The sequence below is a fragment of the Bacillus clarus genome (genome assembly GCF_000746925.1).
Lineage (GTDB): Bacteria > Bacillota > Bacilli > Bacillales > Bacillaceae_G > Bacillus_A > Bacillus_A clarus.
On the sequence record NZ_JMQC01000008.1, the window covers coordinates 239058 to 255505 of the forward strand.

Annotated in this window: 16 protein-coding genes and 2 pseudogenes; 2 read left to right on the plus strand and 16 right to left on the minus strand. The window is 32.8% G+C overall.

What is annotated here, in order from left to right:
• Positions 1-66 precede the first annotated feature (66 nt).
• From DJ93_RS01975 to DJ93_RS02015, 10 genes are all read right to left on the minus strand, one after another.
• Complete coding sequence (locus DJ93_RS01975) at positions 67-1311, minus strand: hypothetical protein (RefSeq protein ID WP_042978946.1); 1245 nt, start codon at positions 1309-1311, stop codon at positions 67-69.
• Entirely contained in the window at positions 1308-2099 is a 792-nt protein-coding gene (locus tag DJ93_RS01980) for a hypothetical protein (RefSeq protein WP_042978947.1), read from the minus strand. The genes DJ93_RS01975 and DJ93_RS01980 overlap by 4 nt, the downstream gene beginning before the upstream one ends.
• Positions 2084-3049: a multinuclear nonheme iron-dependent oxidase gene (locus DJ93_RS01985; RefSeq protein ID WP_042978948.1), complete on the minus strand. Its 966-nt coding sequence runs from the start codon at positions 3047-3049 to the stop codon at positions 2084-2086. The genes DJ93_RS01980 and DJ93_RS01985 overlap by 16 nt, the downstream gene beginning before the upstream one ends.
• A complete protein-coding gene (locus DJ93_RS01990) occupies positions 3030-4976 on the minus strand; it encodes a B12-binding domain-containing radical SAM protein (protein WP_042978949.1) in 1947 nt (648 codons plus the stop codon). Before DJ93_RS01990 ends, DJ93_RS01985 begins: the two co-directional genes overlap by 20 nt.
• An 86-nt stretch (positions 4977-5062) precedes the next feature.
• On the minus strand, positions 5063-5191 hold the full coding sequence (locus DJ93_RS34340) for a hypothetical protein (protein ID WP_259300255.1): 129 nt from the start codon (positions 5189-5191) through the stop codon (positions 5063-5065).
• A gap of 24 nt (positions 5192-5215) precedes the next feature.
• A complete protein-coding gene (locus DJ93_RS01995) occupies positions 5216-6652 on the minus strand; it encodes an MFS transporter (RefSeq protein WP_042978950.1) in 1437 nt (478 codons plus the stop codon).
• A 186-nt stretch (positions 6653-6838) separates the two neighbouring features.
• Positions 6839-8038 carry a multidrug effflux MFS transporter gene (locus DJ93_RS02000; protein WP_042978951.1) on the minus strand — a complete coding sequence of 400 codons (1200 nt, stop codon included), beginning with the start codon at positions 8036-8038 and terminating at the stop codon, positions 6839-6841.
• Positions 8039-8348: 310 nt separating this feature from the next.
• On the minus strand, positions 8349-8609 hold the full coding sequence (locus DJ93_RS02005) for a YuzF family protein (protein ID WP_052109507.1): 261 nt from the start codon (positions 8607-8609) through the stop codon (positions 8349-8351).
• 138 nt (positions 8610-8747) lie between these two features.
• The gene (bshB2, locus tag DJ93_RS02010; RefSeq protein WP_042978952.1) at positions 8748-9410 is read right to left on the minus strand and encodes a bacillithiol biosynthesis deacetylase BshB2; all 663 of its coding nucleotides are present in this window, start codon (positions 9408-9410) and stop codon (positions 8748-8750) included.
• Between the two features lie 16 nt (positions 9411-9426).
• Positions 9427-9777, minus strand: coding sequence for a YojF family protein (locus DJ93_RS02015; RefSeq protein ID WP_042978953.1), 351 nt, complete (start codon positions 9775-9777; stop codon positions 9427-9429).
• Positions 9778-10028: 251 nt separating this feature from the next.
• Between DJ93_RS02015 and DJ93_RS02020 the strand changes: the two genes are divergently transcribed.
• The gene (locus tag DJ93_RS02020) at positions 10029-11354 is read left to right on the plus strand and encodes an ArsB/NhaD family transporter (RefSeq protein WP_042978954.1); all 1326 of its coding nucleotides are present in this window, start codon (positions 10029-10031) and stop codon (positions 11352-11354) included.
• A 35-nt stretch (positions 11355-11389) separates the two neighbouring features.
• Here DJ93_RS02020 and DJ93_RS02025 read toward each other — a convergent pair whose 3' ends face one another.
• The 5 genes from DJ93_RS02025 to DJ93_RS02045 all read right to left on the minus strand — a co-directional run bounded on the left by DJ93_RS02025 (position 11390) and on the right by DJ93_RS02045 (position 15626).
• Positions 11390-11617, minus strand: coding sequence for a hypothetical protein (locus DJ93_RS02025; protein ID WP_042978955.1), 228 nt, complete (start codon positions 11615-11617; stop codon positions 11390-11392).
• A 225-nt stretch (positions 11618-11842) separates the two neighbouring features.
• On the minus strand, positions 11843-12403 hold the full coding sequence (locus DJ93_RS02030; RefSeq protein ID WP_042978956.1) for a GNAT family N-acetyltransferase: 561 nt from the start codon (positions 12401-12403) through the stop codon (positions 11843-11845).
• A 241-nt stretch (positions 12404-12644) separates the two neighbouring features.
• Entirely contained in the window at positions 12645-13553 is a 909-nt protein-coding gene (locus DJ93_RS02035) for an iron-hydroxamate ABC transporter substrate-binding protein (protein ID WP_042978957.1), read from the minus strand.
• Between the two features lie 21 nt (positions 13554-13574).
• Positions 13575-14591, minus strand: a complete 1017-nt coding sequence (locus tag DJ93_RS02040; RefSeq protein WP_042978958.1) for a FecCD family ABC transporter permease — start codon at positions 14589-14591, stop codon at positions 13575-13577.
• Entirely contained in the window at positions 14592-15626 is a 1035-nt protein-coding gene (locus tag DJ93_RS02045; protein WP_042978959.1) for a FecCD family ABC transporter permease, read from the minus strand.
• Positions 15627-15901: 275 nt separating this feature from the next.
• Between DJ93_RS02045 and DJ93_RS29890 the strand changes: the two are divergent.
• A pseudogene (locus DJ93_RS29890) lies at positions 15902-16071 on the plus strand (DUF817 family protein); the annotation flags it as partial.
• Between the two features lie 147 nt (positions 16072-16218).
• Here DJ93_RS29890 and DJ93_RS34975 read toward each other — a convergent pair.
• Positions 16219-16326, minus strand: a pseudogene (locus DJ93_RS34975) (replication-relaxation family protein); the annotation flags it as partial.
• Positions 16327-16448 lie beyond the last annotated feature (122 nt).

The window sequence follows — 16448 nt, forward strand, 5'->3', positions numbered from 1 at the left end:
TGTCAAAGGAACCTTTCTGAGATTGATACTGAAGCTTAATTAATAAATTATTAAACTTAATCCCTCCTATGTTTTTAATAATTGATTAATTTTTTGAGATTTTTCCTTATAGTAGACATAATGACTTTCTTTCATATTCATTTTCTTACAAAAAATCTCTATTAGTTCATATATTTCCGTTCTCATAGGTAATATCTCTAGCGTGTTATGTGCTAAAGATAAACCATATTCAAAATTTTCTAAATGTAAATGACATAAAATTTGAAGAATTAAACTATGCGCTTGGATTGTATCAACAACATCTTTTGTTTGCTGCAACCACTTCAATGCATGCTCATAATTTTTTTGCTTCATATAACTCATGCCAATATTATAGGCTGCCCAAAAAGCTTCATCACCTTGTTCTCTAGCCCGATAATAACATTTCTCAGCCTCACTTAACTGCCCCATTTGCACGAATAATAAAGAACGTAATTTCCATCCAATCCCACTTAAAATATCAAGCTCTTTTTCTTGTAGATAATTTAAGTATTTTTGATCCAGCGGTTTTCTGCTAGAAAGAGCAGCCATTGTCTCTATAGGTAAGGAATGATTTCGAGCGGGATTACTAATAAGTCTCATATCTAATTTATGAGAAAGAATACCGCTTAATCGTCTATATGATTCCGGCAAAAAACCACTTTTTATTGAATAAGTCATTGTTTTTATCGAATCTGTAACTTTATTTTCTTTCAGAATTTGTAACACTTGATCAAGCTTATAATATAGATTCTTGTTCTCTAGATTATAGAAAAAATCCAAATCGATATCTGTAATTAAGTTACTCTCTTTATACAGTTGCATATACTTAAGATTATTTATAGTTGTAATCATGAGGGTTGTATTTTTTATCTTTACTTCAATACCAAATGGATATTTTTTAAAAGAATCAATAATTTCATTACCATGATGAGGAATTAGAGATAGTAAAGTCCAGAATACTTTTCCTAAATCATTTATATTATTTTGATGTTTAATTACCGGAGAGACCCATATAATTTTTTTAAACATACTTAAATCAATGGCCGCATACAGAAAATCATCTAATCCATAAGCATATTTTTCATCTTCCCTACAGGGTATGTCCCTATTTAGGGTATTTAAGGATTGATTTTTTTCTACTCTTTGATGTATTTTTTGAATTTTAGCTTTGCTTATTAATTTAAGATCTAAATGGCGATCAAAATACAACAGAGTTGCAGGCTCCTTAATCGTGCTTTGCCAAAAAGGAAGTACTTCACCATGCTCTTCGAATGTTGTAATTGTATTCATGATTTGATTAAACCTAATCTATATATGCCTTTTGCTAAGTTAGACTCTTCGTTACTTATCAGTTTCATTTCATTGATCTTTTTTAGACTTCCAATTTCAATTAGCTGTAAAAGATTTTCTTCTATAGGCCCTTTTATTAGTCTATTTTTAGCTGCTGCAAATAACCATATTATCTTCTCCTGCTGTACTTGAATCTTTTTACCTAATAAAGCTTCTGCAATATTTCTATCGAGTCTAATGAAAGCATAATAAATATGACCATTATGCTTAATATCCTTACTAAAAATTTTAAATGCTGGTTCTGAATTTACAACCAAGATAGATATCATAGCATTTAAGAATTCATGTTTTAAAAGCAATTCTATATTTTTATTGTTTTTAATTAGTTCTACATTGCTTAAAAAGCGAAAAAATGATTCTTCAATACACTGTCCATCCCCTGCATAAGGAATTTCTTTGTAATCTTCGAACTCTTTTGATGCAACAAATTCATACATCAATTGTTGCATGTCAATATTGTTTAATTCTACTTCTTTAAAAGTTCCAGGGAAAGCCGTTTTCAGCCCACCACTATGTTCTATATTTCCATTCAATAAATTTCTTATAATTGTTTTTGAAGTAGCAATTAGCTCTTCTTTGTCAATTGTTTGAATATGTTTGAGGTTTTCTTCACAAATATTTAATTCACTAAATTTATCTGTTAAGAATAAATCTCTATACTTATAATCGTGCAGTAAATTGTACAATATTTCATCTAAAGAATAGTATTTATCTACTGATATTGCCATTGTTTAACCACCTCTTTCATTCTCTGATAATTTCTTTGAGATTTTGGAATAAGAATACCATCATTCGTATACTTAGGATCTTCATAAGTAATAGCTTTTAAATTTGGGCATAGTGGAAGTAAATATTTAAGTAAATCTATTTGTTCATCTAATAGTATGCCATGATGCAGATCCCTAAACTTACCGCGAATAATCTGACATCCTGATAAATGTAATTCAAAGCAATTTTCTAGCGGCAGCTTAGAAAGATTTGTATACATTTTTTCATCTGTATTACCAATAAGCCATTGATAACTAAGAATATGTCCTATATCGATAGTTACAGGGGAATTGGTCTCTTGGACTAAAGTATTAAAATAATCAAATCCATCCATGTCACCGATAAAGAAATTAGTTCCTTCCGTAAAACCAGGAAATTCAATACAAACTGGTACCAGTAAATTTTTCTGATATTCATTTATATTTTCAATACAAGCTTCTAGTCCTCTAGGCGTCATATATGGAGGTAATGGAAATGGCACAGTCTTTCCCTTAATAGACCATAACCCTAAATCCTCAACAACCCATTTTATTCCATACCTTTCGATTATTTTATTTGTAAACTCTATTATGGAGCTTTTTTCATATTTCTCAGTAGCTCCCATATTTAATATAGTTTGATGAAACGCCCTTGCTTTATAATTAGGAACAGCATTAAATAATCGATCATACGCTTCAAAGTAATCCTCTGCTTTGAGAACACTTCGATTTTTAGGCTGAAATGCGAAAAACATATAATTAAACTCATCTTTATAGTTATCAAAAAAGATTTTCATTTTTGGAGTAATATCATCTCCATTTTCCGTTGTACAAAACCCAATATCTTCTCCCCAAGGTAAATCCATTCCAATACCCAAACCTAATTTTTTCTCAACTTTAGGGAAACGTACACTATTTTCTATAAGCTTCATTCAAAATTGCCTCCTTTTCATTAACGGCAACTAGTATTCCCGATCCTTTATCACCAAAATGTTGAAGGTAAATTTGATGTTCTTCTTCCACTACGTATAAATAATCCTGATTGTCATATATTACATTTGGAAGGGGAAATACTCTTTGCCATAAGAAATCCATTAAAAGCGTTCTCTCGTTTTTTATAACTCTCACCCATGGATATAACTGTAAAACATACGAATTTTGATTGAAATGATTTCTAGACTCTGCGGATTTTCTTTTATCTGGTGGTAGTTCATCATTCTTTTGCGGATTGACATTTTTATAAATTTCAAGAAATCGATTTAATCTTTCATTAAAGGTATCACCGTCACTATAATTAAATGTAGCCCCCATTCTACCCATACCATAATTCAATAATTTATTTCCCCTTAATTCTTCATCCGATGTTATAGTTACATTATATTTCTCGGGATTTTTTGCTAAATATGTTGTAGGTTCAGCGACTAACATCTGCATGACATCAATACCTATTTTATCTGCATTTTTCCGCAAGAACTCTTCTGAATTCATAACTTCTTCCTCAGTTTCATTTGGTAACCCACCAATTATTGAAAAACGCAGAGGAATTCCTAATTCATGCAAATTATCTATAATTTGCTGATAATTCTTTGCTGTAACCCCCTTATCCAGAAGGTCCAAAATTCTTTGCGAATTTGTTTCATATCCTACGGACATGAGTATGCAGCCTCGATCCTTTAGTTCTTTACAAAATTCCTTTTTTAAAAGAATATCTTCTAATCGATTTCTAGTACTAAAAAATATACGATATCCATTCTCATTTAAAATTCTCATTGCATTTAACACTAAACGCAAATTAGTGTTTTCATCAATAAAATTTATTCTTTTTGCGCCATAATTTCTAATTAAATATTCACATTCATATGCAATTTGTTTAGGCGTTTTTTGTTGATAATTTTTTTCTTCTCTTGATCTATTTCCATACGAACAAAAAGCACATCTTCCCCAATAGCAACCTACACAAGTAATAATGGACATATGTACTTCCTCATCTAAATAATTTTTATAAGGTAGATCCGAAAAATCAGGCGGAAGAGCATCTTTTATATGGTAATCTGTTTTTTTGAAAATCTCTTTTTGTACATTATCTTTTAAAAAAATAAAATCTGGTACATCATACTTTTCTACTTCCCCGTCCAAATGTTTAGAAAGTAAGTACAATGTCTCTTCACCAGCTCCAGTCCCAAGACCATCTACATACTTACTAAGGTCATCTAATTTTAAAAGTTGTTCTTTCCTTAACATTATTTGTTGTCCACCGAGAATAACAAAAACTTCTGGCATTAGTTCTTTAATCCATTTACATAGCAGTAACGAGGGAAGTAACTGACTATAATATGCGATTGAAATTCCAAAAATCTTGGTGGGATTTCGATTTAAAAATTCAACTAACATTTTTTTTTGAATGACACTACCTATATCTTTTTCATTTTCAATAAACATATTTATCTCAGAAATCATTTGAGGCAATGATGTAACTTCTTTTTTTAAAAAAGAACTTTCCAATAAAAGTTCTATTCCTTGTCTTACTAGCCTAACGTCATTTTTCAATTCATTATCCGAGTTTTTATTGATAAATACGTTGTGAAATAGTTCTTTTTGGTTTTCATACAAATATTTTGCAAATTCTAACCTGTAAATATTTTTAATATTTTGCAGATCTTTGTCTTTATAACTTTCAATAAATTTTAATAAATTGGTTTCAGAGAAAATATTATGGCAAAGTTCTATGTTGAAATCTTTTTGCTCTACTTTTAATTTTTTATTTCTCAAATAACTAGTTATCATTGGTAAGCTCAAATACGGAAAAAGCCTTGCTTCAGTTACTGGAGGGAAAATAATTTTCAAATCCTGAAGTTCCAATAAATCAGCTCCCTAAAATAGTAGAAGTGTACAACTGTCATAAACAGATGCACACTTCAATTTTTATGGATTCATAATGTTATGTTTTATTTCTCTTCTTCTTTTGCTTCTGGAGCAGATGAAAAACGGAAAGCATGAAATGCGTTACCTACTTCTAACTCTTTTGCTTCAATTACTTCTAAATTTTCAAGTAATTTTTCATTTTTATTTTCCATGTAAATCACCTCCTTTCAAATTTATTAACCTTCTATATTTTCTGTCACATTAGTAATTTTTTTTAAAATTTTCTTATCTAAGTACAAGGTAAATAATACAATGAAATATAAAACCAAACAGATTATAACTAGATATAAGAATCCATTATTAGATACGCCACCACTATTACCTGAAAAATTAACTACATGACTAAAGATACCTGCTGCAAATGCTCCTGTTCCAAATTGAACCATTTGAAACAATCCCATATATACCCCTGTTTCTTCTTTTGGCACTGATAACATTGCAATTTTATTTTGCGATGGCATTGTAATGACCCCTGCCAATCCGAAGAATAAAAACATAATAATAAATAACAAGATTGAGCTTACAAATGTCGATACAGCCAAAAATATCATTCCAAATATTGAGAAAAAAACACCTATTAATATTAATAGACGATTATCCTTTAAATCAGCCAAACGTCCCATATATCCTGAAAGCATTATCGAAATGACAGAATCCATTACTAATATCCAGCCAACTTGCTCAGGAGGTATTCCATGATTTTCTCTCATATATGTTGGTATATATAATGTAATTGCATTTGCAATTAAGAATAATAAAAATACCCTAGTTAATGCCGAAATAAAAATTGGATTATGAATAGCTTTTTTAGGTATTAATGAGGTATCATTTGTACTCTTCTTTTCAAAAAATATAAATAGCAAGATCATTATGATAACAAAAACAGTTGTCAATAATTTTAAATAGATACCAACATTATCAATAAATAATATTTGTATTGCTAATACGAGTAACAGTAGACTTATTGAACTCTTAAAAGGTATTTGAATTATTTTTGCATTCTTTTCGTAATTATCCTTTTTAATAACCCATAATACGAGTAGTAGTGCAATGATACTAAAGCAACATAACACTCCAAAAATCGCCTGCCATTTAAAGTATCGAATTATGAGCCCGCCTAAAGCTGGTCCTACAAATGTAGCAACTGCAAGTACTCCAGAAAACCACCCAAATGCCCATCCAATCTTATCTTCCTTAAAATTAGATCTTATTAATAAAACCTGTGCAGGTACAATCATCGCATCTGCGATAGCTTGTATGGATTGAAATCCCAAAAAGAAGTACCAGTTGGTTGTAATTCCACTTAAAATGGTCGAGAATGTAAAGGTTAATAAACCTATAATAAGAATCCTTTTTGCTCCAAACATATCGGATATTTTTCCGAAAAGAGGAATCCCTGTTGCAAATAAAGCAAAGAATAATATATTCCTAATTTGGAGTGTTGAAAAGTTTATATCAAAATTTTTAATAATATCTGGAAAAGCAATAGTTAACATTGATGTGCTCATCACACTTGCAAAAGCACACAATGAAATAGTGAAAATCTTAATTTTATCAGTATTCATTAAGGATATTCTCTCCTTTAAACGATTTTTATCTGTTTTATTTTTCATAAAATTTACACTCTTCAAAAATAGATGATAAAGTAACAACTACATATGTACAACTATTATTTGGTATATTTTTTAAAATTTAGGTTGAGAAACTTTTTATTATTTATTCAAACGTTAAACGGTTCTGAATGATTTACTTTATAAAAAAAGAGTCTCATAAAAAAATGAGACTCTTTTTTTATATATTTAAACCGATTTTTCAGCTCTAGTATTCATAATAAACACTCGAGTGAAAACTAACATAATTACTACAATAACTAAAAAGTATAGAGGCATGACAACTAAGGAACCTGTGTGAAGCTGACTCATTCCCCAAATTATCATCGTCACTATTATATAGTACCCTAAGCTAAATAGTGCTCCTGCTGTACCAATCACATCCTGGAAATCTACTAACGCTAGACTTAGACAATTTGGTAACGAGATGCCAATTCCTAGTAACAATATAAACATCACCATTAAGAATAAAATCATATATAGTATGTTCTGATTAGGTTCGATAGATGTAATAACAGATAAAATAGTAGCTCCTCCTGTCATCATAATACACCCTACATATATAATTTTCTCAGGCTTATAAATAGCAAGTAAATGTTTTGAAACTTGCGCACCGATAATAGAAGCAGAAGCGACAACTATTCCTAAAAAGCCGTACACACCAGGTGATAACTGAAAATATTCGATAAAGATAAATGGAGCTTCTGCATAATAGCCGAATAAAACACCATTTGCTCCTCCAATTAGCAACCCATATGTTAATACTTTTGGATTTGTAATCATCCTTTTTAAAACAGAAAACACGTTTATTTTCTTTCCTATTGAGTTCGTTTTTGTTTCAGGAAGTGCGACAAACGCATAAAATAAAATCCCAATGCTCATAATAACTAAACTCAAAAATACAATTTTAACCCCAAAGAGTTGATCAATCCAGCCGCCAACCAATGGACCAACCGCCGGTGTAAATGCAATGACTGCCGAAATTTGCGCAAACATTACATGCCGTTTATGTCCATCCATACTTTCACGAAGAATCGTTTGCGTCACAACTGAACCTGCGCTTGCTCCAAATGCTTGAATAAAGCGACTTAATAATAAAAATTCAATTGTATTTGCCATATAACATAATAAACTACCGATACCATATACTACAATTCCAAAAAGCATTGCTGGGCGACGTCCTACTATATCAGACAGCCATCCAAGACAAAATACACCTAAAGCAAATCCTGCAAAATAAATACTAAGCGTTAATTGTATCGCATTGTTGCTTACGTGTAATGCCTTCGAAATTTCAGGTAAAGATGGTGTGTAAATTGTTTCACTAATTTGCGGGAATGCCACAAGAATAATCATTAACCATAACGATGGTACTGAGACTTTTTTCATTTTTAATACCCTCCTATAACTTTGAAAATCTCAGATATTGAAAGATTTCTTCCGCTACGGAACTGGAGGGGCCATTATTGAAATTCGATCATAAAATAACAAAGAAAACACCTCTATTACTCATGTTAATACGTATAGGAGGGTATATATTAACATTAATTTTCCTTCTAATTTAAAAGGACACGCGTATTACATGTCCCTTTTCACATTATATTGCAAGATTTAATTAAAATCATAGTTTTTATAATAGAAAGAGCCTACTCATTTGCAGAGTAGACCCTCCACTTCAATCTATTCATTTTATGTCCCTTTACTTTTCCGGCATAAACCATACAATTTGTTGAATGCGAACAAATAGCGGTATTTCATTTTCTTCTAATACAATATGGTCAGGCTTTACACTTTGCAAAGTACCGTTTATATTTCCCCTAATCGTTTCTACTACAAGCTTCTTTCCAATTATAGATTGTAATGTTTGTACAACGTATGGATCAACTAAAGATACAACTTCCCCACTTAACTCATAACCATCTCGAAAATAACCGTACACATCTTCATATGAGTAATACATATATTACCTCCTCTTTTCAAGATTTGCTGTAGTGTATGTAAACTTCATTTAAGAAGTGCCTATCTAAAAGAAAAAGCGTCGCCATATTGTGACAACGCTTTTTTCTATGTAAGAGTTGCTAGAAGATACACTTCTAGTCTACTCCCATTTATAAGTCCAAAATTGTTCAAGTTGCAACCATTTTAATGTTGCAGCATCTTTATTTTTTATCTTTACGTGTGTTTCTTCAAGCATCGCTTCCGTTTGTGAACGGTGTGCACCTAGGGCTGCTAATTTATGCTCAAACACTTCGCTAATATTATTTACAACATCAGGCTTACCTAATACAGCTTCACGATTTTTCGTAATAGCAACAGCATGAATAACTGGACGCTCTTCCTTTGGCATACGTGATACTGCACGAACTGTAGCACGGCCAAATGCATCGTGATCTGGATGTACGCCATGTTCAGGATAAAATGTAATAATTCGGGACGGATTTACCTCCTGAATGATTGCTTCAATTTTATCCGCTACAAAATCAACATCTTCAAATTCTAACGTTTTGTCATGGAAGCCAAGCATTCTTAAATCTTGAATTCCCATCGCTTCACATGCATCTTTTAATTCCTTTTCGCGGATGTTTGGAATCGTTTCACGGTTTGCAAATACATTCTTACCCATGTTACGTCCCATTTGCCCAAGTGTTCCACATGCATATGTTACAGGTACTCCTTGCTGTGTTAATAAGCGAATTGTTCCTCCCGCTGCAAATGCTTCATCATCTGGATGCGGAAATACAACAAGTACATGTCTCTCCATTCTTTTCCCCTCCTTCTTATTTAAATGGTGTTAAGCTTAACTCAAGTGCTACTGCTAAGCGACCTTGATTATCATGTCCCGCTAATAACAAACGACCTTTATCGTCTACTTCCCAATGCGTAATTCCTTCTGCATATACCCAGCCATGATCCATTTTCAGGCCAACTCGGTATGGGTTCGTTCCCGTTATCTTTCCACGCTCAAAACGAATGATTGCATTTCGGATAAACGCTCCAACTGTCATCATCTTTTCATTAAAATGTGAAGCGTATGCTCCATTTGTCGTTTCTAAATGAATATATACATCTTTATTTACAAAACGTTCAATTTCATTTTGAATAAGAGAACTATCTTTTACTATTTCCATCGGATTTCACCTCTTTAAACCATTTTACGCAAAAATAATGTAAATTGCTATCTCTATATTAGAGGACAAAGCTCACTTTTCCTAATAATTTGCACTGTGTTTTTTTAATTTTTTTATATGCTATATGAAATTAATAGTATTTTGTTCACTTTGTTAAATAGTTTTCTTTCTTTTTTGAATTTGCTACAATATAATCTATGCAGAGGGATGCACATCGACAATTTAATACATATTTTAAAGAAGGTGACATGTTGGAACATTCAGCACATGAAGTAGCAAATTGGCAATATTATTTTGCAATTGCCGTATTTTTAGTCACATACGGATTTATTATTTCTGAGAAATTGAATCGTGCTGTAATTGCACTATTCGGCGCTGCCATTATGATTATTTTTGGAATTGTAGACTTACATACTGCTTTCACATCACATATTCAATGGGAAACCATCACACTTTTAATCGGGATGATGATTCTCGTACACATTACGAGTCAATCTGGTGTATTTGAATTTGTAGCCATTAAAGCAGCAAAAGCAGCTGGCGGAAAACCTATCCGCATTTTATTATTTTTATCCCTATTAACCGCTGTTGGTTCTGCATTTTTGGATAACGTAACGACCGTTTTATTAATCGTTCCGGTTACACTATCCATCACACGTATTTTAAAGGTGCAACCTGTTCCCTACTTGATTTCAGAAGTACTGTTTTCCAATATTGGAGGGACAGCGACGTTAATCGGTGATCCACCGAACATCATGATTGGATCAGCTAATAAACATTTAGATTTTAATGCCTTTTTACTTAATTTAACTCCGATTGTACTTATTATTTCCATCGTTACATTAGGCATTATTTATTTCATGTATCGAAACAAACTAAAAACAACATCTGAACAAATCGATACATTAATGGCGTTAAATGAAAAAGATTATATTAAAGACCGACGCTTACTCCTAAAATCATTAACTATTTTAGGACTAACTATTTTAGGTTTTGTACTTCACTCTGTTATTCATGTAGATGCCGCAGTTATAGCAATGACTGGCGCCACTCTTCTTATGTTAATTGGCGTGAAAGACCATGAAATAGAAGATGTATTCGCTCACGTAGAGTGGGTAACCATTTTCTTCTTCGCTGGATTATTCGTTCTCGTTGGCGGATTAATTGATATTGGGCTTATTTCATCACTTGCAAAAGAAGTACTTGACGTAACTAATGGTGATATCGGTTTTGCAGCCATACTCATCTTATGGGTATCTGGGGCTGCATCAGCTACAATCGACAATATTCCATTTGTCGCAACGATGATTCCACTTATTCAAGATTTAGCGTCAGGACTCGGACTATCAGTTGATTCTCCGCAAATTGAAGTATTATGGTGGGCCTTATCACTTGGTGCTTGCTTAGGAGGAAATGGAACATTAATCGGTGCCTCAGCAAACGTCGTTGTTGCTGGTATTGCAAGCCGAGAAGGACATGGTTTTTCATATCTGGACTTCTTAAAAATTGGTTTACCATTAACAATCATCGCATTATTACTATCACATGCTTACATATATTTACGCTATTTAATGTAAAAAGGTATGCAGCACAATGCTGCATACCTTTTTTATCACCAAAATATACCGATAATTGCAAGTGCCCCAAGAATAAAACCGCCAATTTGTCCAACGATCGCTGGTGATAACTGTCCCCCTTTTTTCACTTCTACGACCGGTCTTTCATGTCTTAATTGTTGAACCTCACTTTGCAATTGATGTACACTTCCATGTAATTCTTTCACAAGTTCTTTTAATTCTACAATCTCTTCATTCACCGGCTTTGATTTTTCTAAATTCATCTCACATAACCCCTTATTTTCAATCAATACATTGTAAAAATTCGCCAATAATTATTCTTATTCCTGCCAATTACATATGTATTACTGAATATATTTATTAAGAGTTTATTTTTAAAAAAAGATTAATATTAACAAAAAAGAAATCTAATACATATTAGATTTCTTTTTTGTTTTCTATTATTTATAGTATGAATAATCTGCTTATTCCTGTCATTTTTTTGTTTTTTATTTTTGTAGCTTTATCCATTCCTTCCGCAATATCCCCATTATAATACGGTCAAAACTCTTACCATCTCGTTGGACAGCTTCTCTCATGCACCCTTCCATTTGAAAACCCATTTTTTTATATAATGCAATTGCTGCTTCATTATATGAAATAACGTCAAGACCTACACGATTTAAATTCAATTCATAAAAGGCATATTTCAAAATAAGGTGTAATGCTTCTGCTCCATATCCTTTACCTCTATACTTCGCATCGCCTATACCGATTGCTAGTAAACCCGTTCTGTTATTCCACTCTATACTATGAATTGCCACAAATCCAATTAGAATATCATCTTGGATCGTTCTTAACATGAAAGAAATGCTATTTGATTTTCGTCCCTTTAATAGCTCATCATTTTGTATTTCATGCAAAGATTGCGGAGCAGCTATGTCTGTATCTACATTTCGTAAATACTCACTATCTTCTTGCCATATAGCCATTCCTTCAGCATCTTCAGCTCTAATAGCTGATAATTTAATATTGTTACCTAGAAACAGATTATTTATTTTCACGTTCATTTCAAAAATCCCCCTTTTCAATTATGGGGATAGTCTTAAATGCATTATGCCTATCTATCCCCTTGTTCCGTAAACTTTAGTAATAACGGGATACTTACAATAAGCGCTGACATCGGCACATCTCCTTTTCATTAAATTAACTTTATTGTATAATTTTTTATTTATTCAAACAATGAAAACTCTCCAAACCACAAAAAAGACCCTCCAAATTTAGAGAGCCTTTCCTATCAACAAAACTATATTATTTCGTAAACATTTTCTCCGCTTCATCCATTGCCATTTTATTTCCTAAAGCTGAATAATCAAGCCATGGTTGGTCATTAATAATATATACATGCTTACCTTTAACAGCTTTTAAATCTTTCCAAATGGGTGTTTCTTGTAGTTGTTTAAATGCTGCTTTTGCTTTATCATCTCGATTTACGACAACGAAAATAGCATCTGCATCAAAGTCAGGTAATACTTCTTGCGAAATCACTTCGAAAGGACGGTTTCCATCAATTTTCTCCACACCATTTGCAGGTTGTAACCCTAAGTCTTGAAATAAAATTGGTCCCATCGGTCTTTTCGTACTAAATACACGTAATTCTTTTGCAGTTACGCGAATCGCCATTACTTTCTCGTTATTTCCTAACTCTTTATCTATTAAGCTTTTTACACGTTTTGTTTGTTCTTCATAGTCTTGAATATACTTTTCTGCTTCTTTCTCGCGATTTACAAGTTCACCTACTTGTTTTAAATGATCTCTCCACGTACCTTCATCTAAATTGAAAGCATGTGTTTTTGCAATTTTTTCGTATTTCGCTAAATCTTTTCCAGCATATTTTTCATCGACATAAATTTCGGATGGTTTTAATTGTAATAATGCTTCCATATTAGGATCTGTTACAACACCAAGCTTCTTCGTATCTTTCAATTGTTCTTTCGCATGTGGTAAGAAATCTTTTAAGTCTCCTCCAATAACAGAACCTACTGGTGTAATTCCTAATGCGAGTAAATTATTCGTTAAATGAATAGACATAGATGCAATTTTTGGGTCATTACTTTTTGAAGTCTTTGTAGCTGCCCCTTCACTTGATTTCGTTTGACCACATGCTGATAATACGAAAATGCACATAATGCTAAATAAGATAGTAAGTTTCTTTTTCATACGTTCTCCTCTTTAAAGTATTTATTTTGTTTTTGTAAGTAAATAAAGAAAATACGGTGCTCCTAAAGCAGCTACTACTACACCAGCTGGAATAGAGTTTGGCTCAAATAAAGAACGACCAATTGTATCCGCTAGTACTAAAATAATCATCCCAATAAGTCCGGTCAACGGTAGAGAATACTCATATGTAGAACCTACTAACTTTCTTGCAATATGAGGAGAAACTAAACCGATAAAGCCAATCCCTCCCGCCATTGATACACTTGCGCAAGATAACCCGACTGCTGTAGCTAAAAGCAGTAATCGTTCTTTTTGAACAGATACACCAAGGCCTGCTGCTACGCTATCCCCTAGTGACAGAGCATTTAATGTTTTTGATTTTAGCCATGCATACGGAGTAAGCACAAGGATCCAAGGTAATAATACAAAGACATGAACCCAATCTCTTCCCCACACGTTACCAACTAACCACCTAGAAGCGAACGTATACGTCTCATCATTTAAACGAAGAGAGAAAAATAACGAAATCGCACTAAAACCAGCTGAAACTGCAATTCCAACGAGAATAAGTCTAATTGGAAGTAAACCTTTTGACCGGTCACTCGCAAGTAGAATAATAAGAAATGCAGCTAACACTCCCCCGCCAAACGTAAATAACGGTATTAAAATTGATGCTTTCTCATTAATAGAATGAAAAAGAGTAACGAATACAATAAGCCCGAAAGAAGCACCAGAATGTAATCCGAGAATACCAGGATCTGCAAGTGCATTACGAGATAATCCTTGCAAAATCGCTCCAGAAACCCCAAGGCCAATACCTGCTAACATTGTGATTATAATTCTTGGCATACGATAATCGTATAGCACTGTAGCACTCTCAAAATCACCATATCCAAAAAGCGTTTGAATCACTTTGAGTGGTGGAACGCTCAGCGTACCCGTATTTAAACTAATTAAAATTACAGCGATACTCATACATCCGAAAATTGTAGTTACAGTAATAGCTCTCTTTTTATCCGTGTTAAAAAGATCCTTCACTTATAGCTCCCTCCCTACTTTACGTGCTATATAGAGGAAAAACGGAACTCCTACAAGAGCTACCATAATTCCTATCGCAAGTTCTTTAGGAGGGTTTACTGTTCTTGCCCCTAAATCAGCTAAAACTAATAACATAGCTCCTAATAGTGCTGACATAAGAATAATAAGCCTATAATTAACGCCCACTAATTTTCTAGCAATATGCGGGATGACAAGTCCTACAAATCCAATGGAACCAACAGCTGAAACAGAAACACCTGCAAGAATGACTACTATAATCATCCCAAGTATTCTCGTTCGGTTCGTTTTTGCACCTAAATTCGTAGCAACATCATCTCCCATTGATAGGAGTGAAATAGAGCGCCCTAATACTACCGCGAAGACAATAGTTGCGAGAATAATTGGTACTAAAAATTTCAAGTGATCCCACTTTACCCCTGCAACACCACCAGCATACCAAAACGCTAAATCTTGACTTAAATCATAATAAATTGCAATTCCTGAACTTAATGAATGTAAAAGAGCTGCCATAACCGCTCCAGCAATTGTTAACCGCATCGGTGTTAACCCACCCGATGTTGCTGATCCGATAATAAAAATAAGTACCGTGCTCAGGACAGCCCCTAAAAAAGAAACAACCATTAAATAGGAATATGGCATATGGGGGAAGAACGCAAAGCTAAGTGCTACTACAAACATCGCCCCGGCATTGATTCCAAGCACCCCCGCATCCGCTAAAGGATTTCGCGTTACTCCTTGCATGACAGCACCAGCAACTGCAAAAGCAGCTCCTACAACTGCTGCACCGATTACTCTTGGCAACCTTAATTCATAAATAATTTGATGCTGCGTTAATTTTGGATTGTAATCAAAAAACGCCGCCCACACAGTTTGCAAATGAATATCCTTTGCACCAAATGCAATGGCTAAAAATATAGATACTATTAAGCATATAATTGTTAAGCCCATAAAACATATGAACTTAATATTTAGCCAACGATTTTTGTCCGCATGTACAATAGACTTATGTAACATGTTTCATTTCATCCTTTATATTCAGTTGTTTTTTAAATTGGTTTTTATTTGTATTCACTATTGATAACAATTATCATTTTCACTTAGATATTATATCTTCACTTTTTTTAAATAGCAAACTATTTTTTACTTTGCTAAAATATAAAAACTCTTATTAGGATGACCTTCCAAAAACTACAAATACATACAATGAATAGGCGTGTCTATTCGCAATAAATTATAGTATACTAAGTTATTATTTCGATTTTTCTAATAAGTGCATCGAAGGTGAAACAATGTTTTATATAAAACAACTTCTATACTTTACTTACGAACAAGCTCTATCTTGTCTATTCCCTGTCGTTATTTTTTTACACTTGCCGTTTCAAAACTTATTTCCATTCCAGGGCTATATCGTTACGATTTCATACTTATCGTATGTCTTCTCATGCAATATGTTATGTATTGTAGTTGTTTTTATAATAAGCGATTTTTAGTATTATCTACTAAATAAACTCTGTATTTTTTCACGGCATATCAGTGATATTTTATGTCTACTTTATATAGGTGTTAGCAAGTTCGTTTGCAAACTTGTTAACACTTTTTTGTTTCATTAAACTTCTTGAATTACATATACTTTTACAAACACGTCATACTTAGCTACCAGTTGCACTAATTTCTTTTCTCTATATTTTGTAATCGTGAGAAAAAGGAGATTTGGACAGAAGAAAAAACAGAGGAACAAAACAAAAAGACAGTATACACCGTCTTTTTTTATATCAATACACTTTTATTCCATTCGTTATCACTTAGATCATCTATTAAATGCAAAGCAATATGTAG